The following is a 24,234-nucleotide window of genomic DNA, read 5'->3' on the forward strand; positions in this document are numbered from 1 at the left end:
GGATCTGACCCCAAGAGCATTTCCAACAGATCGCGGCCAACTGTCGAAGGCGGGGTGGGTCCGGTTGCGGGAGTGTCCGCGGCATGGATGCCGCGGCCAAGCCCCCAGGGACGGGTTTACGGCGTCTCCCGCAAGCGGACCCACCCCGCCATCCCACGGACAGCCCGCTCCCGCTGTTGCTGTTGCTTCGGCTGTTGCCGTTGCCTCTGCGGGTGCAGGGCGCAGCCCTGCAGACAACACCCCTTCCCTGAGCATTCGGCGTAGTGGTTTGAGCGCCGCGCGCACATCGGCCACGGCACGCTATGCGGCAACGGAACCGCCCGTCGTCCACCGAGAACCACCATGACCCTGCGTTACCTGCCGCTGCGCGGCGCCCTGCTGCTGGCCCTGTCGTCCCTGCCACTGGCCGCGCTGGCCGAGGCCACTTCGCCCGCCCCCACCCAGCAGGTGCCTGGTGTCTATCACCAGCGCATCGGTGCACTGCAGGTCACCGCCCTGTTCGACGGCGTGGTCGCGCTGGGCCGGCAGGAAGTGGTGGACGTGCCGCCGACACTGGTCAGCCGCCTGCTGGAAGGCCGCTACGTGCCCGAAGACAAGAAGGGCCTGCAGACCGCGATCAACGCCTTCCTGGTGCGCCAGGGCAACCATCTGACCCTGGTCGATACCGGTACCGCGCAGTGCTTCGGCCCCGGCCTGGGCCAGGTGCTGGGCAATCTGCGCGCCTCCGGCGTGGACCCGGCCGAGGTGGACGAGGTGCTGCTGACCCACGCCCATCCGGACCATCTGTGCGGCGTACTCGACGCGCAGGGCAAACCGGCCTATCCGAATGCCACGGTGTGGCTGTCCAAGGCCGATGCCGATTACTGGCTCAACCCGGCCAGCGAAGCCACCGCGCCGAAGGGCGTGCGCTTCGCCTTCCCGCTGGCACGCAACGCGGTGGCGCCGTACCAGGCCAGCGGCCACCTGCGCACCTTCAGCCCTGGCGATGCCCTGCCCGGTGGCGCGGTGGCGATGGACACCCATGGCCACACCCCCGGCCATGTCTCCTACCGGTTCGACAGCCAGGGCCAGTCACTGCTGGTGTGGGGTGATGTGCTGCACTTCCATGCGGTGCAGTTCGCGCATCCGGAAGCGGCGTTCGAGGCGGATTCGGACCGAAGGGCGGCCATCGCCAGCCGTCGCGGGCTGCTGCAGCAGGCCACCGCCAACGGCTGGTGGGTGGCCGGTGCGCATCTGCCGTTCCCCGGCCTGGGCCATGTGCGTGGCGAGGGCAAGGCCTATGCGTGGGTACCGGCAGAGTATTCGCCGTTGTGAGGGTGTGCCGACCAAGGTCGGCACCCACCCGATTGGGTCGGTAGCGCCCGGCTGCCAGCCGGGCGACCGGAAACGCCTTACGCCAGGCCCAGCCAGCCGCCGATCACGCCGCGGGCTTCGTCCACGCCGGTGCGGTCCTCGCCGGAGAACACCTGCACGCTGACGCTGTCGCCATAGGCCGAATGCAGTTCCTTGCGTACCTTCTGCAGGGTCTGCATCTGCTGGCTGCGGCTGAGCTTGTCGGCCTTGGTCAGCAGGGCGTGCGCCGGCATGCCGCGCTGTACGGCATAGGACAGCATCTGCCGGTCGTAGTCCTTCAGCGGGTGGCGGATGTCCATCACCACCACCAGCCCCTTCAGGGCCTCGCGGGTACGGAAATACCGGTCGATGAAGGCCTGCCAGTGCGCCTGCAGGTCCAGCGGCACCTTGGCGTAGCCGTAACCGGGCAGGTCGACCAGATGGGCTTCCGGGGTGATCTGGAAGAACACCAGCTGCTGGGTGCGGCCGGGCGTCTTGGAGACACGGGCCAGCGCGTTCTGGCGGGTCAGCGCGTTGAGCGCACTGGACTTGCCGGCGTTGGAGCGGCCGGCAAAGGCCACTTCGGCCCCTTCATCGGGCGGCAGCTGCCGCACGTTGTGGGCCGAAAGGTGGTAACGGGCGCGTTCGATGAGCAATGACATGTGCCTAGGATCGCATGTTGCGGCGCCGCGCGCCCGTGCCGGCGGCCGTTGCGGGCATTTTGCTGCACTGCTGCGTTGACCGTGCGCGGAAACGCCGTTGATAATCCGGGCGATGCCGGCGGCCACCGCCCGGCCCGGTCCATACGGAGCTTTAGCATGCGCCACGCTCGCGTTCTTGCCGTATCCGCCCTTGCCACTGCCGTAGTCGTTGCCGCTGCTGCGTTCGCGCAGACCACGTTGACCCCGCTGCCCGACAACGGGCCGATCAACACCGCCTCGCTGGAGGTGGACTTCAGCAAGACCCATTGGGGCGATGCCAAGGCCGGCCAGACCAAGGCTTCGGCCTGTGCGGCCTGCCACGGCGCCGACGGCAATTCCACGGTCGAGATGTATCCGTCCATCGCCGGCCAGAGCGAACGCTACGTGGCCCAGCAGATGGCCCTGATCGCCAACGGCCAGCGCAGTTCCGGCGCGGCGGTGGCGATGGTGCCGTTCGTGCAGAACCTCACGCCGCAGGACATGCGCGATATCGGCGCGTTCTTCGCCACGCAGAAGGCCACCGCCGGTATCGCCGACGACACGGCGGTCACGGACGGCCCGTACAAGGGCATGAAGTTCTACGAGATCGGCCAGCAGTTGTACCGCGGCGGCGACGCCAAGCGCGGCCTGCCGGCCTGCATGGCCTGCCACGGCCCCAGCGGTGCCGGCAATCCGGGCCCGGCCTATCCGCACATCGGCGGTCAGCACGCGAGCTATGTCGCGCGCCGCCTGCAGGAGTACCAGGCCGGGCAGACCAACGAGACCGACAAGGCCCACTTCCAGATCATGGCGACGGTCGCGCAGAAGCTGAGCGAGCAGGAGGTGCAGGCGCTGTCGAGCTACCTGCAGGGCCTGCACAACAAGGCCGACGATGTGGCCACTACCACACCGTCGGCACAACCGGCTGCCGCCCCCTGACCGCCACTGGTCGGCCCGGGCCGCCACCACGGCCCGCGCCTGCGGTATGTTTCCTTCACGCCGGCGACCGCGCCGGCGTTGCTTTTTTCAACGGAGATGCGTGTCGATGAGGTTGATTTTCCGCCTGCTGTTGTCCGTGCTGGTGCTGCTGCCGCTGGCAGCCTGCGCCGCTACCCCCGCCAATGCCCCGCTGGTCGAGGGCAAAGACTACGAGCGCATCGCCCAACCGGGCCCGTTCCAGCCGCTGGCCGGCAAGATCGAGGTGGTCGAGGTCTTCGGCTACACCTGCCCGCACTGCGCCCACTTCGAGCCACAGCTGGCGGCGTGGGCGGCCAAGCTGCCGGCCGACGTGCGCTTCACCCCGGTCCCGGCCGCCTTCGGTGGTGCATGGGACGCCTGGGCACTGGCGTACTACGCCGCCGACGAAGTCGGCGTGGCCAAGCGCAGCCACGCGGCGGTCTTCAAGGCACTGCACCAGGATGGCTCGCTGCCGATGCAGAACGTCTCGGCCGATGAGCTCGCCACCTTCTACAAGGCCTATGGCGTGACCCCGGACCGCTATCTGCAGGCCCTGCGCGGCGACGCCGTGCAGAAGAAGGTCGATGCCGCCCGCGCCTTTGCCCAGCGCACCAAGGTGCCGGGTACCCCGGCCATCATCATCAATGGCCAGTACCTGGTGCGCGGCAACAGCTTCGACGACCAGCTGCGCATCGCCTCGGCGCTGATCGCCCAGGCCCGCGCAGCGCGCGGCCGCTGAACCAACACCCACCACCGACACGGCGCTGTCGCCGCCGCGTGTCATCATTTCCCCTTGGCCGGCGCCTGACGCCGGCCCCACCTTTCCAGATGCTGGAGACGTTTCCATGAAGATCCGTTACGCCCTCGCCCTCGCAGCGCTGCTGCCGATCCTGGCCGCCTGCAAGGCCGACGACGGCAGCACCAACACCACCGCTGCCCCGGCTGAACCGGCGGCAGCTCCGGCAACCACCGAGCCGGCCGCTCCGGCCGCGGGTACCGAAGGCACCGCTCCGGCGGCTGCCGAAGGCGAGAAGGCCCCGGCCGAAGCGGCGCCGGCTGCCGCCGCACCGGCTCCGACCACCGCCGCGCTGACCGGCCCGGCCCCGGTGGAAGGCGCCGACTACCAGGTGATCCCGAACGGGCAGCCGTTCCAGCCGGCCGCCGGCAAGATCGAAGTGACCGAGATCTTCGGCTACGTCTGCCCGGCCTGCGCCGCGTTCCAGCCGCTGGTTGGCCCGTGGAAGGCCGGCCTGCCGAGCGATGTGAACTTCGTCTACGTGCCGGCCATGTTCGGCGGCACCTGGGATGACTACGCCCGTGCTTTCTACGCCGCACAGACGCTCGGCGTGCAGGAGAAGACCCACGAAGCGCTCTACGCCGCCATCCACTCGCAGAAGACCCTGAAGGGCGAGCGTGGCCGTGACTCGGTGGACGACATCGCCAAGTTCTACGGTGCCTACGGCGTGGATCCGAAGCAGTTCGCCGCCACCATGGGCAGCTTCGCGGTGAATGCCAAGACCAACTCGGCCAAGCAGTTCGCGCAGCGCAGCCAGATCAGCGGCACCCCGTCGATCATCGTCAACGGCAAGTACCTGGTGAAGGGCAAGAGCTTCCCGGACATGCTGCGCATCGCCGACCACCTGATCGCCCGCGAACGCGGTGCGGCCCAGGCCCACTGATCCAAGAGAAGCGTTTCCCGGCCGTGAATTCCCCCCGTACACGGACCCTGCGCTTGCTGACGGCCAACATCCAGGCTGGCTCAAGTACCCGCCGCTACAGCGACTATGTGACCCGCAGCTGGTCACATGCGCTGCCGGCGGGTCGCAAGCGCAGCAGCCTGGACGCGATCGCCACCCTGGCGCGCGAACATGACATCGTCGGCCTGCAGGAGGCCGACCCCGGCAGCCTGCGCTCGGGCTTCACCAACCAGACCCACTACCTGGCCCAGCGCGCCGGCTTCAATTACTGGAGCCACCAGCCGAACCGGCGCATGGGCGGGGTCGCCTCCAGCGCCAACGGGCTGCTGAGCAAGCTGGAACCGGTGGAAGTGCAGGACCACGCCCTGCCCGGCCGCATCGGCGGGCGCGGCGTGCTGCTGGCCAAGTTCGGCGATGGTGCTGATGGTCTGGCGGTGGCAGTGGCGCATCTGTCGCTGGGCGCGGGCTCGCGGATGTCGCAGCTGGGCTTCATCGCCGAGCTGTTGTCCGACCACCCCAACGCGGTGCTGATGGGCGACTTCAACTGCCTGGCCGAGCGCCCGGAAATGCAGGTGCTGTACCAGAAGACACGGCTGCAGCCGCCCGGTTGCATCGTGCCGACCTTCCCCAGCTGGCGCCCGGACCGCGCCATCGACCACATCCTGGTCAGCAGCGGGCTGCAGACCCGCACTGTGGAAGCCGTACCGGCCGCGTTCTCCGATCACCTCGCCCTGGCGATGCAGATCGACGTCCCGGCCGACGCCCTGCGCTGAACCCAAAAGGGGACGGAGGGGATTAAGTCGTTTATGCATAAACGACTTAATCCCCTCCGTCCCCTTTTTCAGGCGGCGGCCGGTACCTTCAACCGCCTTGCCGTCATCGTGCTGCCCACCGAGGCCAGCACCGTGCAGCCGATCGCCAGCCACTGCAGCCCGTGCAGGTGTTCGTGCAGCAGCAGCATCGCCCACAGCGCGGCCACCGCCGGTTCCATGCTGATCAGGATGCCGAAGGTCTCCTTCGGCAGGCGCTTGAGCGCCATCATCTCCAGTGACATCGGGATCGCGCTGGACACCAGCGCCACCAGCAGCCCGGCGGCCAGGATCTTCGGGTCGAGCAGCGCGGCACCGGCATGCACCACGCCCACCGGCACCACCGCCAGTGACGCCGCCAGCAACCCCAGCGAGACCGAGTGCCCGGCATGCAGATGACCGGCACGCTTGCCGAACACGATGTACAGGCCCCAGCAGGCCGCCGCGCCCATCGCGTACAGCACACCGGCCGGGTCCAGTGCCGGCCCGCCGCCGATCGGCAGCAGCAACAGCAGCCCCACCGCCGCGCAGCCCACCCAGAGGAAATCGATCGGACGTCGTGATGACAGCATCGCCACCGTCAGCGGCCCGGTGAACTCGATGGCCACCGCGATGCCGAAGGGAATCGTGCGCAGGGCCATGTAGAACAGCAGGTTCATCAGGCCCAGGGTGAGCCCGTAGCGCAGGATGGTGATGGCATCCACGCGGCTGGTCTTCCAGCGCCATGGCCGCCAGAACAGCAGCAGCAACAGCGCTGAAAAGCCCACGCGCAGCGCACTGGTGCCCTGGGCGCCGATCAGTGGGAACAGGTGTTTTGCGTAGGAGGTGCCGATGGCCAGCGAGGTGACCGAGCCGAGCACCGCCAGCGCTGGCAACATCGGCGCGAGTCGTGAGGTCTGCATATGCGAAGTCTATTGCGCCGGCGCCGAGCACTTGGCTCAATTGACAGCCTGTTCGTGCAACTTCTGCTCGCCATGGCCACCGCCCCCGTGCTCGACAGCTTCGACCGCGCCATCCTCGACCTGCTGCAGCGGGACAACACCCTGCCGCAGCGCGAAATCGCCGAGGCCGTGCACTTGTCCACCCCGGCCGTGCAACGCCGCATCAAGCGACTGCAGGACAGCGGCGTAATCGCGGCCAATGTGGCAGTGGTCGCCGCCGCCAAGGTCGGGCGACCGCTGACCATCATCGTCGAGGTGCGCGTGGTCAGCGAGCAGCGCGAACGCGTTGCGCCGTTCAAGCGCCGCGTGCAGGAGGACCCCGCCGTGCAGCAGTGCTACTCGATCACCGGCGATGGCGATTTCCTGCTGCTGCTTTCGGCCGCGTCGATGGATGAGTACGAGGCGATCACCGAGCGCTTGTTCGGTGGCGATGACAACATCGAGCGCTTCCGCACATCGGTGGCACTGGGGACGTTGAAGCGGAGTTTCGAGGTGCCGCTGCTGCCGGTGCTGTAGCGTCGAGCCATGCTCGACGGCTGTGGGACCGCAAGGCGACAGCAGTCGAGCATGGCTCGACCCTACAATCGAAAACCATGAGCACAACGCCGTCCCCCGCCCACCGCCTGCGCCGCTGGATGCTGCGCGGCCTGTGGCTGGCCATTGCCCTCGTTGCGGCGATGACGCTGTGGAACAGCCCGTGGGTGGCCGCACCGAAGATGCTGTGGGCACTCTCGCGGATGCCGCCGGCCACCGAGCTGCCGGTGCCGGTGGAAGGCATCAGGCCCAGGCAGATCGCCGATACCTTCGGCGCACCACGCGGCCGTGACCGCTCGCACGCTGGCATCGACATCTTCGCCAGGCGTGGCACGCCGGTGCGCAGCGCCACGGCCGGTGTCATCGCGGATGTCAGCGAACGCGGGCTCGGCGGGCGCCAGGTCTGGGTGATCGGGCCCTCCCGCGAACGCTACTACTACGCCCACCTGGACGACTGGGCCGAGGGCCTGGCGCGTGGCCAGGTGGTCCAGGCTGGCGACCTTCTCGGCCACGTCGGCGACAGCGGCAACGCCAAGGGCACGCCGCCGCACCTGCACTGGGGCATCTACGGCACCGACGGCGCGCGCGATCCACTCCCGCTGCTGCGCTGACCCAACCCGCAGCCGGATCACCGGGTCGATTCGTTCATGATTTGTAAATAGGAATAGTTCGTATTACCATTTCTTTCGTTTCCGGTAGCGCCAGGACGGCCTGCCCGCCCTCTCCCTACCCGTAGCGCCTCGCCTCCTGGATGCCGGCTGATCGCGCGTGCTCGCCCAGGACCCCCATGACCCGTTCCGCCGTCCGTACCCCGCAGCCGCAACGGCTGTCCGTTGCCGTGCTCGCCGTTCTCTGCGCCGTGGCCCCGGCCGCCTTCGCCGAAACCGCCGCCGATCCGACCACCCTCGACAAGGTGGTGGTGAAGGGTGAACGCGCCGAAGGCTATTCGGTGCGCCGCACCTCGGCCGGTACCCGCTTCGACCTGGCCCCGCGCGAGATCCCGCAGTCGATCAGCATCATCAGCCACCAGCGCATCGAAGATCAGAACCTGGACGACATCATCGACGTGCTGGCCAACACCACCGGCGTGACCAGCACCCAGTCCGACAGCGAGCGCACGGAGTTCTACGCGCGCGGCTTCTACATCGATGCCTACCAGTTCGATGGCCTGCCCACGCAGATGGTGCAGAACTGGAGCTATGGTGATTCCGGCCTGGACCTGGCGCTGTACGACCGCGTGGAAGTGGTGCGTGGTGCCACCGGCCTGCTCAGTGGTGCCGGCAATCCGTCCGCATCGGTGAACCTGATCCGCAAGCATGCCGACAGTGCCGAACTGGCGGGCAGCGTGTCGGTGAACGTCGGCAGCTGGGGCCGTACCCGCACCACCGTTGACGTGGGCAGCGCGCTGAACGCCAGCGGCACCGTGCGCGGCCGCGTGATCGGCAGCTACCTGGACACCGACGGCCAGATGGACCGCTACAACCAGCGCAAGACGCTGGGCTATGCGGTCATCGACGCCGACCTGACCCCGGACACCCAGTTGAGCGTGGGCTACGACTACCAGCAGAAGCGCGCCAATGGTGCGACCTGGGGTGGATTCCCGATGTGGTACGCCGATGGCAGCCCGACGAATTACCCGACCTCGTTCAATCCGTCGCCGGACTGGACCTACTGGGACACCACCAGCAAGCGTGCGTTCGCCACCCTGCAGCATGCCTTCAGCAACGGCTGGAAGTTCAGGATCGGCGCCACCCATGACCGCACCAAGGCCGACGACAAGCTGTTCTATCCGTCCTACACCGCGTTCGACAAGGCCACGGGCACCGGCGTCACGCCGATGGCCGGCTTCTACAACACCGAGCGCAAGGTCGATGGCATCGATGGCTACGTCGACGGCCCGTTCCAGCTGTTCGGCCGCGAGCACCAGTTCATGGCCGGCCTGAGCTACAACAAGCGCGAATTCGCCAACTACGGTGATTTCCAGATGGGCGGCCCCGGCACCGGCTGGAATCCCTTCAGCTCCTATCTCGACTGGACCGGCAACATTGCCCAGCCGAACTGGAACCCGCTGGCGCTGGCCAGCCAGGGCACCATCACCCAGAAGGCCGGCTATGCCGCCACCCGTCTGTCGCTGGCTGATCCGCTGAAGCTGATCCTCGGTGCGCGCTACACCAACTGGAAGAGCGAAGGCGAGAACGACGACCGCGAACACAAGGTGACCACCCCATACGCCGGCCTGGTGTATGACATCAACGACACCTACTCCGCGTACGCCAGCTACACCGAGATCTTCCAGCCGCAGACCGCCCGTGACCGCAACGACCGTTATCTCGACCCGGTCGACGGCAAGAGCTACGAGGTGGGCGTCAAGGGTGCCTGGTTCGACAACCGACTGAACGCCTCGCTGGCGGTGTTCCGCATCGAGCAGGACAACGTCGCGCAGGTCACCAGCGAGCCGATCATCGGCCGTCCGGGTGAGTTCGCCTCGATCGCCGCACGCGGCACCGTCAGCCGTGGCTTCGAATTCGAAGTGAACGGCGAACTGGCACCGGGCTGGAACGCGACCTTCGGTGCTTCGCGCTATGTGGCCAAGGACATCAACGGCGCCGACATCAACACCAACCTGCCGCAGACCGCATTGAAGCTGTTCACCAGCTACACCCCGCAGTCGCTGCAGGAACTGACTGTCGGTGGCGGTGCCAACTGGCAGAACCGCATCTATTACGCCGCACCGGTAGTCGGCCGCTTCGAGCAGGAAGGTTACGCACTGGTCAGCGCCTTCGTGCGCTACCGCATCTCGCCGGAGTTCAGCGTGCAAGCCAACCTCAACAACCTGCTGGACAAGAAGTACTACTCGCAGATCACCGGCTACGGTGCGTACGGCGATGGCCGCAACGGCTCGCTGACGTTCACCTGGGCGTTCTGATGTAACCGGCTTCTGTGGAGTCGAGCACGGCTCGAGGCTACAACGGGGGCGCTCGGCGCCCCCGTTGCCGCGCTGCCCTTGCAGGTGTAGCGTCGCGCACACGGATACCTCGCGCCTTCCCCCTCAAGGACGACCGGCCATGCGCACCCGCACGAAACTCGGTCTCTCGCTCGTGGCCCTGTTCTCTTCGCTGCCGTTGATGGTCGCCACCGGCAATGGCTACTTCATCCTGCTTCTGCTGATCGGCCTGCCCGCAGCGATCCTGTTCTGGTTCGATCTGGGCCGGGAACTGCGTGCCATCCCCGCCCCCACCCGCACCGAGCGCGCGCTGGGCCTGGCAATGGGCGTTCCACAGGTGCTGTTCGGACTGTTGTGCGCGGGGATCGGCCTGCTGCTGGTTGCCTGGATCCTGTACAACCTGCTGATCGAGCGCCAGTCGCAGTTCCGCATCCCGTCACTGCCCGCCTTCGCGGTCGGGCCGATGATGATCGTGGTCGGGCTGGGTTGGGCGCGCACGGCCTTCCGCCACGCGGCCCTTGAGCAGGACGATCCGGAACAGGACACTCCTGATTGATCCCTGATGGCCGGTGCCGGGACATTCCCGGCACCGGCCCTTCATCAGAAGCGCAGGTCCGCGCGCAGGTACCAGTAACGGCCACGCGGGATGTCGTAGGTCGAAGCGTCGTAGCCGTTCAACGAGCACGACAGGCAGATCGGCGGATCCTTGTCGAACACGTTGTTCAGGCCGGCCGTCAGCTGCAGCCCCTTCATCCAGTCGATCTTGTAGCCCACCTGCATGTCATGGAAGGTGGTGGCCGACAGCGTGTTGGTGCCCGCAGCCTGGTTGCTGCACACCGGGAAGGCCGCGGCATCGCCGCAGTTCTCGGTCAGCTCGGAGATATGCCGCACCGTCCAGTTGGCGCTCCAGCGGTCCAGCGTCCAGCCGATGCTGGCGTTGCTGGTCCACTCCGGAATCGAGCTGTCGGCCACTTCCACGCCCGGCTTCTGCGGCTGCTTCTGCCCGGCCGCACCCGTAGCCTCGTAACGGCCGACGAAGGTGTTCTTCCACGCCAGCTTGAACTGGCCGATGGAGGTCTGCGGCAACGTCCAGAACAGATCCACGTCCCAGCCATCGGTCTTGATCGAGCCCAGGTTGGTCAGCCGGTTGTTGAAACTGCTGACCGCACCGGTGCTGGCGCGGGTGATGCCGTTGCAGTAGATCGGGTCCAGCGTATCCACGCACAGGTCCAGCTGGGTCTGTGCATTGATCGCCTGGATCGCACCGTCGATGGCGTGGCGGTAGAAGGTCACTTCCACATCGAAGCGCTCCGACCATGAGGCGTTGTTGCCGAACCACGGGCTCCACACGAAGCCAGCACTGAAGCTGCGCGAACGTTCCGGGTCCAGCTCGCGGTTGCCGCCGGTGGTCACCGAGATCTGCGAGTTGGCCTGCTGGAAGCCGGCCGGCACGCCCAGCGCGGCACAGTTGGCGGCGCTGCCACGTGGCGGCGTACCACCCAGACCCACCGAGCACGGATCGAACAGCTGCAGGTCGGCACGTGCGGCCGAGCCGTACAGTTCACCGATCGACGGTGCACGGAAGCCCTCGGCGTAGGTGGTGCGCAGCACGAAGTCATCGGTCACCTGCCAGCGCAGGCCGTACTTGGGCGTGAACTCGCCACCGAAGGTGGAGTAGTCCGAATAACGACCGGCCAGGCTCAGGTCCAGTTTCTTGCCGAACGAGGAGTCGGCGAAGATCGGCACGCTCAACTCCAGGTAGGCCTCGTTGACGTCGTAGGAACCGGAGGTGGGCTGTGACGGCACGCCGTTGTAGTGGCCGATCACCGTCAACGGATCGGGCTGGTAGGAGCCCTTGTACTTGCGGTACTCGAAGCCGGTGGCGAAGGACACCGGGCCGGCCGGCAGCGAGAACAGCTCGCTGGACAGGTTGGCGGTGAACAGGCTCAGCTCGTTCTGGCTGCGATCGCGCACCACCGGCTGGATCCACTTCAGCATGTCCGGGGTGATCGAACCGACGCCACCGAAGATGTTCAATGGCACGCAGCCGGCCGTGGCGGCGCACACCGCCGGATCGCCCAGCGCCATGTTCACCTTGTAGATGTCATAGCTGCCGTAGTTGGTCTGTTCGGCCTTGTTCTTGCTGTACATGCCGTTGACGTCCCAGTACCAGCTGCGGTCGGCGGCATGGAAGTCACCAACCAGGCCGGTGGCGAAGTAGGTGGTGTCCACTTCCTGCTTGAACACGCGCGCACCGCCTTCCACCGGACGCCGGCCGATCAGGCTCATGTTGCCGCCGGAGACCAGATCGAAGCCGAACGGGTTGTAGGGGTTCAGGCGCGAGACCACGATGTTGTCGGCCAGCGGATTGCCGGTGGCGCCATCGGGGCCGAAGAACAGCGGCTCGGGGCCGGCCTGGTTGGTCGACTCGCGGCGGTTGCCCAGCGCCTTGATGTACCACTGCACGTTGTCGGTGATGTCGAAGCGGAACTGGCCGAACAGGCCTTTGCGCTCCGACGGCGTCAGCACCATGTTGTATTCGGCGAAGTTGAAGCGATCGGCGGTGGTGAAGCAGTGGTAATCATCCGTGCGGTTGCAGCCGGCACTGCCGTCGTAGCGCGGATTGCTCACGCCGGTGTTGGGCACGATGTTCTGCGACGCGCCGGTGTTCGGGTCGACGAAGGCGAAGCGGCCCTGCGGAATGCCACCGCTGCCAAACGCCAGGCCGGTACCGGGAATCGGGAAGCGCGACTGCTCGCGGTCCTTGGCGAACACCGGGTCCTGCTTGGTCCAGCTGGCGCCCAGGAACAGGCTGAAGCGATCGCCGCTCTTGCCCCAGGCCAGGTCCACGCCCTTCTGCGTGCCGTCGCCCTTGCTGTACTCACCGTAGTTCAGCGTCACCTGGCCGCCATCGAAATCGCGGCGGGTGATGATGTTGACCACACCGGCGATGGCATCGGAGCCGTACAGCGACGACGCGCCGTCCTCCAGTACCTCGATGCGCTCGACGATGGCCAGCGGAATGGTGTTGAGGTCGGTAGCCGAGCCCACGCCAGACGCCGATGACTCATTGACCCAGCGGATGCCATCGACCAGCACCAGCACGCGCTTGGCACCCAGGTGGCGCAGATCGACCTGCGCCGAGCCGGCGCCCACGCCGCTGCCATCGGGCGGGAAACCGAAGTTGCCGGACGAGTTGAACTTGGCGTTGAGCGCGGAGCCGGAACCGGTGAGCTGCTGCAGCACCTCGCCGATCGAGGTCAGGCCAGTGCGCTCGATGTCACCACGGGTCAGTGTCTGGATCGGCACCTGGCCTTCGACTTCAGCGCGCTTGATGCGGGTACCGGTGACTTCCACCGCATCGAGGTTGGTGGTGGATTGCGCAGCGGCACCCAACGGTGCCAGGGCCGTCACGCACAGCGCGACGGCAACCGCCAACGGGCGGTGATGCAGGTGAATCATTCGCTCTCTCTCCAAAGGAATGTCGGGACATGGACTGCCGCGCTCCCCCCTGCATGGCGGCAGCGTCTCCTTTGTAAACAAACAGTAAAAACCACGGCGTGATGATCGACACTCTTTCACGCGGATTTGACGCAGTTGACGACTGATTGCGTCAGATAACGGAATATTCAGACCGGACGGTACTGTTCGAAACCATGCGCACCATGGTGACTACGACAGCGCTCGCCGAATGCCAGAGAGGATCCAGTTACCGCGGCGGGTCGTTCAGCGCAACCACACGCAGGCCGTGCTGATTGACAATCCGCAGCACCCGGATCAGGTCGCCGTAATCGGTGCCATCGGCGGTAACCAGGCGCACCGACGGTTGCCGCGCCTCAGGCAGCTGCCGGGCCCGGGCAAGCACCTGCCGCAGGGCTGCATCATCCAGTGGCCGATCGCTCCAGAACAGGCCACCGACGGCGTCGATACGCAGATCAATCGGGACGGGCGTCGACTGTCCCAGGCCGGGTGGGCAGGCGGTACGTTGCTGGAACGGCTGTATGACAGCCGTGCTGGCCATCGGCAGCGTGATGATCACCAGCGCCAGCAGCACCAGCAGTACATCCACCAACGGTGCCAGGTTGATGTTGGCGATCAGCACATTCGCCGGACTGGATTCGTATCGCATACCGCGCTCCATCGCAGGAAGAGCGGCCCGTCAGTGGCAGCCCGCACATTGCCGGGATCATCGCACGAACGTCGTGCGGGCCTGGTATCGCTGCCCCGCCCGGACCACGTCGATCAGGCACGCCAATGCCACCCCAGGGCGTGCACACAATGCGAAACTGAATTCAGCCAGCCCCCGCTATGCTGATCGCCATGACCCGACGCACTCCCACTGCCCTGTCCCTGCTGCCCTTGGCCACCACGCTGCTGATCGGCTGCGCCAACGCCCAGTCCCTCGACGCCCAGAACGCGCAGCTGAAAGCCGCGATCGCTGCTGCCGAACGCGGCCAGTTCGATCCCGGCCAGGCTGGTGCGCTCAGTCGCCACCCGGCCTATGGCTGGCTGGAGTACGCCAACCTGCGCCGCAACATCGACACGGTCGATACCGCGCAGGCCCAGGCCTTCCTCAAGCGCTACGACGGCCAGGCCGTGGCCACCACCTTCCGCAGCGTGTGGCTGCCTTCGGTTGCGCGCCGCCAGGACTGGCCGACCCTGCTGGCCAACTGGGCCCCCACCGACAACGTCGGGCTGCGCTGTGCGCAGTTGACCGCACGCCAGGTCACCGGCAAGGTCGATCCGCAGTGGATCAGCGAAGCACAGGACCTGTGGCGCAAGAACGGCAAGTCGCTGCCGGACGGCTGCGACGCGGTGTTCGCCGTGCTGCAGGCACAGGGCGGCCTGAGCGATGCGCTGCGCTGGGAGCGCATCGATGCCGCCGCCGACGCACAGCAGCCGGCGGTGATGCGCAGCGCTGCACGCGGCCTGCCCGCCGCGGACCTGGCGCAGGCCAACAGTTACGCCGCCTTCGTCGACAAGCCCAACACCGGCGCATTGAACTGGCCACGCAACGAGCGCAGCCGGCGCATCGCCACCGATGGCCTGGAAAAACTGGCCAAAGCCGATCCGGGCGCCACCGAACAACAGCTGCCGCAGTACGCACAGGCCCTCGGCCTGAGCGCCGCCCAGCAGGGCCAGGTGCTGTACCAGATCGCCCTGTGGACCGTGGCCTCCTACCTGCCGGATTCAGCGCGCCGTCTCAATGCGGTGCCCGAATCGGCCTATGACGAACGCCTGCACGAATGGCGTGTTCGCGAAGCAATGTCGCGCGGCGACTGGCCGGCGGCACTGACCGCGATCCGCAAGATGGGCAGCAAGCAGCGCAGCGATTCGCGCTGGGCCTATTTCGAAGGCCGCATGCTGGAGAAGACCGGTCAGGCATCGCAGGCACAGCCGTTGTTCCGCGACGCCGCGCGTGCGCCCACCTTCCACGGCTTCCTGGCCGCCGACAAACTGCAGCAGGGCTACACGCTGTGTCCGTGGAAGCCGAACGACAGTGCGCAGGCACAGGCGGTGATCGCGCGTGACCCGGCCATCCAGCGCGCGATGGCGCTTTACCAGATCGACCGCACCGGCTGGGCCGTGGCCGAATGGAACAGCGCGCTGTCGCGCTTCGATGACACCCAGCGCCGCCTCGCCGTGCGCGTGGCGCAGGACAACGGCTGGTTTGATCGCGCCGTGTTCGCACTGGGCAAGCAACCGCAGGAGCAACGCCTGTACGACCTGCGCTTCCCGCTGCACCACGACGCCACCATCCGCCGTGAATCAGCACGCAATGCGATCGACCCGGCCTGGGTGGCCGCGGAGATCCGCGCTGAAAGCACCTTCACCCCGCGCGCGCGCTCGCCTGCCAATGCCATGGGTTTGATGCAGGTGCTGCCGGCCACCGGTGCCGGCGTTGCCAGGTCGATCGGCCTGACCGGCTACGGCGGCGCCGACAGCCTGTACGACCCGGACACCAACATCGCCATCGGCACCGCCTACCTGCGCCAGCTGATGAACAAGTACGACGGCCTGCCGTACGTGACCATCGCCGCGTACAACGCCGGCCCGACCCCGACCGCGCGTTGGCAGGGCCAGCGCCCGGGCTTTGACCCGGACCTGTGGATCGAGACCATCAGCTACAAGGAAACCCGCGAGTACGTGGCCCGCGTGCTGGCCTTCAGCGTGATCTACGACTGGCGCCTCAATGGTGATGCCCTGCCGTTGAGCGACCGCCTGATGGGCCGCCTGGTCGACAAGCGCAAGAGCTTCAGCTGCGCCGCCAATGCCGACCAGGGCGGGGATTGATCACACTGCGGTAGTGCCGGCCGCTGGCCGGCATCGGCCAATGTTCCGGGGTTGCCGGCCAGCGGCCGGCACTACCGTGCGATCATCCCCCCATGAAGATCTATCTTGTTGGCGGCGCCGTGCGCGACCGCCTGCTGCAGCGCCCTGCCGGTGACCGCGACTGGGTCGTGGTCGGCGCCACGCCCGCGCAGATGGAAGCGCTGGGCTACACCGCCGTGGGTCGTGATTTCCCGGTGTTCCTGCACCCGGAAACCGGTGAGGAATACGCACTGGCGCGCACCGAGCGCAAGTCCGGCCGCGGCTATCGTGGCTTCGTGGTCGATGCCGATCCGGCAGTAACGCTGGAAGACGACCTGCAGCGCCGCGACTTCACCATCAACGCCATTGCCTGCGACGAAGACACCGGCCATCTGGTGGACCCCTACGGCGGCGTGCGTGATCTTGAACAGCGTGTGCTGCGCCACGTCGGTCCCGCTTTCGTCGAAGACCCGCTGCGCGTGCTGCGCGCGGCCCGCTTCATGGCGCGCTTTGCGCCGCTGGGCTTCACCGTCGCGCCGGAAACCATGGACCTGATGCGCGAGATCGCCGCCAGTGGCGAACTGGATGCACTGGTGCCGGAGCGGGTGTGGCAGGAACTGCGCAAGGTGCTGGCCAGTGCGCAACCTTCGGCATTCCTGCGCACGCTGCATGATGCACAGGCACTGGGCCCGATCCTGCCCGAGCTGGAAGCGCTGTACGGCGTGCCGCAGCGCGCCGAGTTCCATCCGGAGATCGACACCGGCATCCATCAGGAAATGGTCAGCGACATCGCAGCGAAGCTCGCACCGGGCGATGACCTGGTCGGTTTCGCCGCGCTCACCCACGATCTCGGCAAGGGCCTGACGCCGCCGGAAGAATGGCCGCGCCACATCATGCACGAGCAGCGTGGCGTGAAGCCGCTGAAGGCACTGTGCGCACGGCTGAAGGTTCCCACCGAGCACCAGCAGCTGGCCGAAGCGGTCTGTCGCGAGCACTTGAACGTGCATCGCATCGACGAACTGCGCGACACCACGGTGCTGGAACTGCTTGGCCGCTGCGATGCGTTGCGCCGCCCCGAACGCGTGGCGCGTATCGCGCTTTGCTGCGAAGCTGACAAGCGTGGCCGCCTCGGCTTCGAGGACGCCGACTACCCGCAGGGCGAGACGCTCAAGCGCCTGCACCAGGCGGCACTGTCAGTACAGGCGCGGGATCTGGATACCACCCATCTGAAGGGCCCGGCCATCGGCGAAGCCCTGGCCAAGGCACGGGTGAAGGCGATTGCCGCCGCCCGCTGATTCTCAACGGCCGTACCGGGCGCGCGTGGAGCGTCATGGGTAGTGCCGGCCGCTGGCCGGCAACCCCAGGTTGCCGCCACAGGAGTCAGTTCTCACCCAACTCCTGGACTTCAATTGCCACAACATTGCATCCACCCAGCAGCACGGTCCCTCGGGATCGCAGGTCCCCGATCAGTTTCCCCCTGATGGTCGCGTAGGCACCAGAGCGTCGTTCAACCTGGTCAATCATGCGCTTGGGGATCAAAAGCGACACACAGCTTGCTTCACTGTTGTACCGGCGGTACTCCGCTTTGCTGTCCCAGATGCCACGATCCTCGAACTGTGCCACCAGGTAGCCGCGAAGCTCCACCTGGGACCCATCCAGCTCCGCACTTCCCTTGATGGCCTTGCTTGGCAGCAGCGCCGCCGGGTTGGGGGAAGGTGCCTGCCCGGAAGTTGCACACCCGGCCACGGTTGCGAACAACAGGAAGACGCCAGGCAGGAACCACTTCATCGCCCACTTCCTGGCAGGTAGAACAGCTCCTGCTGCTTGGTGATGTTCTGCTGGATGAGCCGCTGCTCGGTCGGCGTCATGCGGCCCTGAATCATCCGGAATTGCACCTTGCCGTCGACCAGCTCACGCACACCGACCCGCGAACCCGTGCTGTCCACCGTGATGTTGGGAACTCCCGGGCTCACGAGGGGACCGGAATCTCCTGGTGTCAGCCGATCCACCAGGCCACTCTGCTCCAGATGGCCGTGCATCACAGCCACGGTATCGGCGGTCGGCGTCAGTTCCGCATAGAACCCGGAAGCATCCGAGGACGTCGCCATTGATGGATCCACCCGGATCGACTCGGTACCGTTGCTGCTTGCCTCGATGGTGACAGCCTTCTCCCGGTTGCCACTACCGACTCTCACCGAATCGGTGTTGGCCAGAGCGGTCTTCTCCGTCTGCGCCGAAAGCTGGATGTCCAGGCCACTTGATCGGCTCTGGTCGAAACGCCTGGCATCGATGCACGTGGACCGGCCGGCCCCTTCCGGGCATCGTCCATCCGGATCCGTGAACCGGTAGGGATTTCCGTTGGCGTAGTGGTAGCGGTTGAACTGCCCGACCGGCTGTCCATATGCCGTCACCGGGTCCACCGACAGGAATACTCCCAGCTGTGGGTCCATGTACCGCTGCTGCATGTAGCTCAACCCGGTGGCCGCGTCGCTTACATGCCCTGTATAGCCGGGACCATCGGCCACCCCTTCACCGATCGCGGCTCCGTAGGGTTCGTAGTCATAGCGTGTGATGACGGCGCCCGCCCCGTTGGTTTCAGCGACAACCGACCCGAGGGCGTCGGTATGGACGTAGGTGACGACCTGTGCGCCGGCAATGGCGCTGTACATCAGTGAAGTCGATGCGAACAACGCCAGCCGCAGCTTCGAAGCCACCATTCCGTTCTCCAGCAGGTCCATCCTGAACTGCCTCCCCCATGAGCGGGGGATGCCCCCTGGGTCCGCACGTGCCCACTTTCCCTGCCGCTCGCCTGCCCTGCCCGTTTCGTGCAGAGCATTGCAGCCTCATGCGCCCCTTGCCGAACGTGGTTCCTGGCTCAGTGCGCCATGCCGCGGGTGATCGCCGCCGCACGCTGCTTCAGCTGGGCCACGGCATCGGGAATCATCTCCATGCCCACGTCCAGGCCCGGGTTCAGCACCAGGCCGACGCCGTCGCCGATACCGGCCAGCAGCGCGTGCACCGCGATCGGCATGGCATGGGCGAACTGCGGCAGCTGCTCGTGCCACAGGCCGGCGCGCTCGGGCGCGGTGAACACCGCGAACATCGGCTCGCCGCTTTCGCTGGTCAGCACCAGCGGCGAGATGCTCTCGTCCCAGGCACCGTCTTCGCCGATGGCCTTGTCCAGCAGCACGAACGCCGTCGAGGTCAGCAGGCCGTCGAGGAACTGCGACGCGGTCAGCGTGCCGTCCTGTGCCTGCAGCAGGCGCACCTCGAGGTCGTTGAGGGGGTCGAACGGGGTGTCGTGGTCCATGGTCGGTTCCGGTACGTGATTGCAGGGCAGACTTTAACAGGCCCAGTCCTCAACCGATGTATCCGTGCCGCCACATCCACCCGGCGGACGCCAGCCCCGCCACCCCCATCAGCATCAGCGGCAGGCCGAAGCGGTGCCGCCATGGAATCGGCACCCCACCCAGCTGCTGGTCCATGGACTCGGTGTCCAGCACCCAGCCGTGTTCGCATTGGGTGCAGGCCAGCTCGTAGCGGCGCTGGTGGGTGAAGCCGAACAGCAGGTCGATGCGCGCCATCTTGTAGCGCAGCTGGGGGGCGAAGTCGGTTTCCGTCTGGCAGTGCAGGCAGTGGTGGGCTTCGGCTGGGCCGACCACCACCACCCGCTCCTGCTGGCCGATCAGGATCATGGATCAGTTGCCCGTGCAGGCGGGTTGGGCCAGCAGCCAGGCTTGGGCGGCGGCCAAAGTGGCGGCATCGCCCTCGATGCGCTGGTCGGGCTCGATCTTCAACCCATCACCACGATCATTGCGGTCGCGCATCACGGTGGTGGTCAACAACAGGCGGCTGCCATCGGCCAGTGTGCGCACGTTGTTGCCAGTCGAGACCCCTGCCGTCGGCTGGCCGAAGCTGCGCGTCTGCGCGCGGCCACGCCACGCCAGTGCCGAGGCCTCGCCCGAACTGCCGGTACGCGGTCCGAACAGCACCGCCACCGGCGCGCCAGGCTGCCGCAGCACATAGCCGGTCTGGCCGAAGTCCAGCACCGGCTTGCCTGCACGCTGCACGGCGGTCGCGGTCAACGTCCAGCGCTCCGGCCCCTGTGCGGTTTCGAACGACCCCACATCTTCGTTGTTCACCACCGAGGTGCGCAGCAGCGGTGCCATGCCCAGCAGCATCGGCCACATGTTGCCACCGCTGTTGTCACGCAGGTCGACGATCCAGCCACAGCGCATGCCGTCGTCCTTGCCGCGGATGACCTGCTGCCACCGCGCGGCGCGCTGGATGTTCTGACGGAACGCTTCCTGTGGCGTCGCGCCGGGCGTGGAGGCATATCCCTCGATGACCAGCCAGCCGATGCGCGCATCCACCGCATCGGCGGCCTTGGCCTTTTCCACGGCAGCGGCGCCGACCTGCTGCGCGCGCGCAAGGGATTCGCTCTGGCGCTGGGTCGTCGTCCATACGCCATGATTGCCCGTGCTGACCGCAATGGCTTCGCGCAGCAACGCCAGCCGCTTCACGGGGTCACCCTGCACCGATTGCAGTCGTGTGCGGGTGCCAGGCCAGTCCACTTTGTCCCGATACAAGGCTTCATGCTCGAGCAGATCCAGGATCTGTACCTGCGCTTCCGGCGAAGGTATTTCGGTGGTGGACGCGGTGGCGGCTGTTGCATTGGCTGCCAGAAGGGACAGCGTCAGCGCACCAATCCCACACACTCCCTTGCACATCCGCATGCGACGTTTCCTTGTCGTTGGGTCAGGTCCACAGCATAACCGTGGCGAATCATGCCCGCCATTGCGCGGATAGCCGTTGTAGAGCCGAGCCCATGCTCGGCTGCATGGGACACGATCAAAGCAGCCGAGCATGGCTCGGCTCTACAGGGTCATGACCACGGGAAGATTCGTGCCGACCAAGATCGACACCCACCAGAGCGGGTCATGACCCCCGTACCGCGCGCTACCAGTCCGCGCGCAGGCCGATGTTGCCTTCGATGATGCGTCGCTTCTCGTTGCGGTCGCTACCCAGTTCACGGGTGTAGTCAGCCACCGCGTACGCACTGATGGTGCGGTTGAAACGGCCGACCACACCCACACCGGCTTCCAGCGCGCGCGAACGCTGCGAATTGATGATCACGTCGTCGTCGAAACGGATGCGGTCTTCGCCGGAACGACCATGCCAGTAGTTGAGCTTGAAATACGGCTGCCAGCCGTTGTCGGCCAGCTGGTAATCACCGGCCAGACGCAGGCCGATGCGGCCGGTCCAGGCGTTGTCATTGTCGAAGCGCACGCTCGAGACCTCATCGCGGCGGTCATCCAGCGAGGTGCGTTGCCAGATCACCTGCAGCTGCGGTTCCAGCCACCATGCGGACTGACCGAAGTGCAGCAGCGGCTTGCCGGCCTCCACCGACACACTGGTGCCGTCGCCGCTCACGCCGAAGCCGAGACCACGGGACGAGCTTACCCGGCCATCGTAGCGACTCTGCATCGCCACGGCGTCGATGTAGCCACCGCGGCTGTCGGTGAACGTCCAATACAGGCCCACGTGCTTGTCATCCAGCCGGTTCTGGCCCACCTGCACGTTCTCCCAGCCCAGCGCCAGGCCCGTGGTCCTGCCCTGCGCGCGGGTGCGGCCGACGAATACGCCGATCTGGTTGCGGTGGCTGTCGCTGGCCGCTGCCCACACATCCAGGCCAGCCTGCAGGCCCATCACATCGCCATCGAAGCCGGGCTGCGCATCCCCCTTCCAATGGATCTCGCTGCTCTGCCCCACCAGACGGCCCCAGGCGGTGCGGAACGCACCCTGGTTGTACAGCAGGCGCTGCTCGCCCTGCCGCTCGTGGAAGGTACCGAGGCTGGCCAGCGAGGTCTCGCGCAGCAACGGTGGCACCACAGCGTAGGCCGCGGTTTCCACGCGGTACAGCGGCACCACCGCGCCTTCGGCCGGACGCGCACCGGGTGTCGGCGGCGTGCCAGTGCCGGGCAGTGCGCCGCCGGCCACCGGCACGTCCGGCACGGCAGGGTCACTGGGCGGTGCCACCGGGGCGGGCTCCGGTGGAGGCGGCGGTGGCGCGGTCTCGCCGGCAGTCAGGTCTGGATCGGTGGCGCCTTCAGGCGGCGGCGGCGGTGCCGGGGTGATCGGCGGCGGCGGTGCGACGGGGGGCGTCGGCGGCGGCGGCGGCGGCACGCCATTGATACCGCTTCCGTTTGGCGCCGGCGTCGGTCCGGCCACAAGAGTCGAACGCAGGTACCAGTTCTCGCCGGTGCCGGCACTGACACCGCCCTTGAACAGGAAGTACTCGTAGGCGCCGGCTGCTACCGGCGCGAACAACGAGAACGCACCGGGTGCCGTACTCGCGCCGTTCAAGGCCTGCACCACCAGGATGCCGTCGGCCAGCGTGGCAGCACCGCTGCCGCCAGCATTGAGCACGCCGATGCCGGTGGTGCCGGTGGCGGTACCGCCATCGATCACCAGGCGGTCGCTGGTGGAATTATCCGCACCCAGAACGGTGCGCAGGTACAGGCCACCCCCGTCACCGCGGTAGTTGCCACGCACGGTGAACACGTCGCCGGCGCCGGTGCCGGTCAGATCGATGCGCCCGCCGTTGACCACCTCCACCAGTGCGACGCTGTTGAAAGGACGAATCGCATGCCCACCGCTGCCTGCGTAGAGGGTACTGGTGTCATCCACGGTAAGCATGCCGGTGCCGGATGCGCTGTCACCCAGCACCAGATCGCCATCGAAGGTCAGCTCGGTGCTGTTGGCCAGGTTGATCGTTTCCCAGTTCTGGAAGCGGCTGACGCCAGCGGTTTTGACGTTGTTGAGATTGAGCTGGTCCACGCCGCTGCCACCGTCGAACAGCGGCACGGCACCGAGGTTGCCCTGGTTGAGGCTGCTGAGGTTGGCCACGTCGTTGTCCGGCCCCATGTCGATCGCGCCGTAGACGATGCCGCCGCCACTCCAGTTGAATGTATCGTTGCCGGTACTGAGCAGTACCTGCCCGCGCACGGTGCCATCGGTGATGGTCACGCTGTCGCTGCCCCCCACTGACGCTGATGTTGCCGCCGATGTAGGCCGTGCCCGAGATGATGATGGTATCGGTGTCGAAGCCGGTCACCACGTTGCCGTCAACCGTACCACCGGACTGGTCCCACAGATTCTTGTCCAGCTTCATGTTGACGCGGCCGATGCGGCCAGCGGTCATCCAGGCCTGGTCGCCATCCTCGAACGCGCCGATGATGCGGCCGCCACTCATGCGGAACGTATCGATGTTGTCGCCCTGCTGCAGCGCGCCGATCGTGCCGCCACTCATGACGAAATCATCGCGACCGCTGCCCTGCACCACCACACCGGTGACGGTGCCGCCGGTGACGGTCATCTGGTCATCGCCGCCGCCCTGGTCGACACTGTCGATCGTGCCATCACTGAGCAGCAGTACATCGTTTCCATCGCCCTGCAATACGCCGCCGGAGATGCTGCCGGCCTGCATCTCCAGGCGATCATTGCCGGCACCGGACTGCACGCCGGTGCGCCCGCTGATCGTGCCGCGGTTGACCAGCACGCTGTCGCCCGCACCCACGAACTGCAGGGCGATGTTGTTGCCGGTACTGATGCTGCCGGTGTTCTCGACACGGCTGCCGCCACCGAGCTGCACGGCCACGCCGCCGACCGAACTGATCGCTCCCAGGTTGGACAGCAGGTGCCCACCAGCACCGACCAGGGCGATGGCACCGGCGCCGCCGCTCTGCTGCAGCTGCGCGCCGCTGGCGACGTTGACGGTGATGCCGGCCGCACTCGTGGCGGTGATCGGCACCGTCTGAGGATTCGGCGCGTTGGCATCACAGGTGACCGTCTGGCCCGCAACGGGAGCGACGGTGTCACAGCCAGCCCAGGCCGCGCCGGCGGTCAGCAGCATGATGGACGGGACGGTCAGGGCCTGCAGCACGGAAACGGCAAGGCGGCGCGGACGGAACGCACGCGGAACGGCACGGGACATCGGGCACTCCTGGACGGGAAATCAGGAACTGC

General features: G+C 66.9%; 20 protein-coding genes and 1 pseudogene. 11 read left to right on the forward strand and 10 right to left on the reverse strand.

Annotation, left to right across the window (positions count from 1 at the left end):
• Positions 1-342 precede the first annotated feature (342 nt).
• Positions 343-1,314 carry an MBL fold metallo-hydrolase gene (locus EZ304_RS07875; protein WP_142806739.1) on the forward strand — a complete coding sequence of 324 codons (972 nt, stop codon included), beginning with the start codon at positions 343-345 and terminating at the stop codon, positions 1,312-1,314.
• A 77-nt stretch (positions 1,315-1,391) separates the two neighbouring features.
• Here the strand turns inward: EZ304_RS07875 and yihA are convergent, their stop codons facing one another.
• Positions 1,392-1,994 carry a ribosome biogenesis GTP-binding protein YihA/YsxC gene (gene yihA, locus EZ304_RS07880; protein ID WP_099551130.1) on the reverse strand — a complete coding sequence of 201 codons (603 nt, stop codon included), beginning with the start codon at positions 1,992-1,994 and terminating at the stop codon, positions 1,392-1,394.
• Between the two features lie 156 nt (positions 1,995-2,150).
• On the opposite strand from yihA, the gene EZ304_RS07885 reads away from it, so the two are divergent.
• The 4 genes from EZ304_RS07885 (at position 2,151) to EZ304_RS07900 (ending at position 5,439) form a co-directional block, all read left to right on the forward strand.
• Positions 2,151-2,951 carry a c-type cytochrome gene (locus EZ304_RS07885; protein ID WP_099551129.1) on the forward strand — a complete coding sequence of 267 codons (801 nt, stop codon included), beginning with the start codon at positions 2,151-2,153 and terminating at the stop codon, positions 2,949-2,951.
• 106 nt (positions 2,952-3,057) lie between these two features.
• Positions 3,058-3,708 (forward strand): thiol:disulfide interchange protein DsbA/DsbL, encoded by a 651-nt coding sequence (locus EZ304_RS07890; protein ID WP_142806740.1) that lies wholly within the window; start codon positions 3,058-3,060, stop codon positions 3,706-3,708.
• A gap of 106 nt (positions 3,709-3,814) precedes the next feature.
• A complete protein-coding gene (locus tag EZ304_RS07895; protein WP_099551127.1) occupies positions 3,815-4,648 on the forward strand; it encodes a thiol:disulfide interchange protein DsbA/DsbL in 834 nt (277 codons plus the stop codon).
• A 53-nt stretch (positions 4,649-4,701) separates the two neighbouring features.
• The gene (locus tag EZ304_RS07900) at positions 4,702-5,439 is read left to right on the forward strand and encodes an endonuclease/exonuclease/phosphatase family protein (protein ID WP_005419292.1); all 738 of its coding nucleotides are present in this window, start codon (positions 4,702-4,704) and stop codon (positions 5,437-5,439) included.
• A gap of 68 nt (positions 5,440-5,507) precedes the next feature.
• On the opposite strand, the gene EZ304_RS07905 is transcribed toward EZ304_RS07900, so the two are convergent.
• Positions 5,508-6,377, reverse strand: a complete 870-nt coding sequence (locus tag EZ304_RS07905; RefSeq protein WP_142806741.1) for an EamA family transporter — start codon at positions 6,375-6,377, stop codon at positions 5,508-5,510.
• Positions 6,378-6,449: 72 nt separating this feature from the next.
• On the opposite strand from EZ304_RS07905, the gene EZ304_RS07910 reads away from it, so the two are divergent.
• The 4 genes from EZ304_RS07910 to EZ304_RS07925 all read left to right on the forward strand — a co-directional run bounded on the left by EZ304_RS07910 (position 6,450) and on the right by EZ304_RS07925 (position 10,450).
• Positions 6,450-6,932 carry an Lrp/AsnC family transcriptional regulator gene (locus EZ304_RS07910; RefSeq protein ID WP_142806742.1) on the forward strand — a complete coding sequence of 161 codons (483 nt, stop codon included), beginning with the start codon at positions 6,450-6,452 and terminating at the stop codon, positions 6,930-6,932.
• A 77-nt stretch (positions 6,933-7,009) separates the two neighbouring features.
• Entirely contained in the window at positions 7,010-7,561 is a 552-nt protein-coding gene (locus EZ304_RS07915; protein WP_142806743.1) for a M23 family metallopeptidase, read from the forward strand.
• A gap of 176 nt (positions 7,562-7,737) precedes the next feature.
• The gene (gene fhuE, locus EZ304_RS07920; RefSeq protein WP_142806744.1) at positions 7,738-9,876 is read left to right on the forward strand and encodes a ferric-rhodotorulic acid/ferric-coprogen receptor FhuE; all 2,139 of its coding nucleotides are present in this window, start codon (positions 7,738-7,740) and stop codon (positions 9,874-9,876) included.
• 139 nt (positions 9,877-10,015) lie between these two features.
• Entirely contained in the window at positions 10,016-10,450 is a 435-nt protein-coding gene (locus EZ304_RS07925; protein WP_142806745.1) for a hypothetical protein, read from the forward strand.
• Between the two features lie 44 nt (positions 10,451-10,494).
• Here EZ304_RS07925 and EZ304_RS07930 read toward each other — a convergent pair whose 3' ends face one another.
• Positions 10,495-13,356 carry a TonB-dependent receptor plug domain-containing protein gene (locus EZ304_RS07930; protein WP_142806746.1) on the reverse strand — a complete coding sequence of 954 codons (2,862 nt, stop codon included), beginning with the start codon at positions 13,354-13,356 and terminating at the stop codon, positions 10,495-10,497.
• Between the two features lie 247 nt (positions 13,357-13,603).
• Positions 13,604-13,996, reverse strand: a complete 393-nt coding sequence (locus tag EZ304_RS07935; protein ID WP_260678375.1) for an ExbD/TolR family protein — start codon at positions 13,994-13,996, stop codon at positions 13,604-13,606.
• A 206-nt stretch (positions 13,997-14,202) separates the two neighbouring features.
• Here EZ304_RS07935 and EZ304_RS07940 point away from each other — a divergent pair, with 206 nt between their 5' ends.
• Together EZ304_RS07940 and EZ304_RS07945 are read left to right on the forward strand one after the other, a co-directional pair.
• Positions 14,203-16,188, forward strand: coding sequence for a transglycosylase SLT domain-containing protein (locus EZ304_RS07940; RefSeq protein WP_142806748.1), 1,986 nt, complete (start codon positions 14,203-14,205; stop codon positions 16,186-16,188).
• A gap of 92 nt (positions 16,189-16,280) precedes the next feature.
• Positions 16,281-17,501 (forward strand): multifunctional CCA addition/repair protein, encoded by a 1,221-nt coding sequence (locus tag EZ304_RS07945; RefSeq protein WP_142806749.1) that lies wholly within the window; start codon positions 16,281-16,283, stop codon positions 17,499-17,501.
• An 85-nt stretch (positions 17,502-17,586) separates the two neighbouring features.
• On the opposite strand, the gene EZ304_RS07950 is transcribed toward EZ304_RS07945, so the two are convergent.
• The 6 genes and pseudogenes from EZ304_RS07950 to EZ304_RS21220 form a co-directional block, all read right to left on the reverse strand.
• Positions 17,587-17,994, reverse strand: coding sequence for a hypothetical protein (locus EZ304_RS07950; RefSeq protein WP_142806750.1), 408 nt, complete (start codon positions 17,992-17,994; stop codon positions 17,587-17,589).
• Positions 17,991-18,944, reverse strand: coding sequence for an RHS repeat-associated core domain-containing protein (locus tag EZ304_RS21105; protein ID WP_024957024.1), 954 nt, complete (start codon positions 18,942-18,944; stop codon positions 17,991-17,993). The genes EZ304_RS07950 and EZ304_RS21105 overlap by 4 nt, the downstream gene beginning before the upstream one ends.
• A gap of 137 nt (positions 18,945-19,081) precedes the next feature.
• Positions 19,082-19,516: an SseB family protein gene (locus EZ304_RS07960; RefSeq protein WP_049429399.1), complete on the reverse strand. Its 435-nt coding sequence runs from the start codon at positions 19,514-19,516 to the stop codon at positions 19,082-19,084.
• Positions 19,517-19,565: 49 nt separating this feature from the next.
• A complete protein-coding gene (locus EZ304_RS07965) occupies positions 19,566-19,901 on the reverse strand; it encodes a hypothetical protein (RefSeq protein ID WP_142806751.1) in 336 nt (111 codons plus the stop codon).
• A 3-nt stretch (positions 19,902-19,904) separates the two neighbouring features.
• The gene (locus EZ304_RS07970) at positions 19,905-20,942 is read right to left on the reverse strand and encodes a S41 family peptidase (RefSeq protein ID WP_099551116.1); all 1,038 of its coding nucleotides are present in this window, start codon (positions 20,940-20,942) and stop codon (positions 19,905-19,907) included.
• Between the two features lie 223 nt (positions 20,943-21,165).
• Positions 21,166-24,202: pseudogene (locus EZ304_RS21220) on the reverse strand (autotransporter outer membrane beta-barrel domain-containing protein).
• Positions 24,203-24,234: the final 32 nt, after the last annotated feature.

The sequence above is a fragment of the Stenotrophomonas maltophilia genome, from assembly GCF_006974125.1.
In the GTDB taxonomy this organism is placed as follows: Bacteria; Pseudomonadota; Gammaproteobacteria; order Xanthomonadales; family Xanthomonadaceae; genus Stenotrophomonas; species Stenotrophomonas maltophilia_O.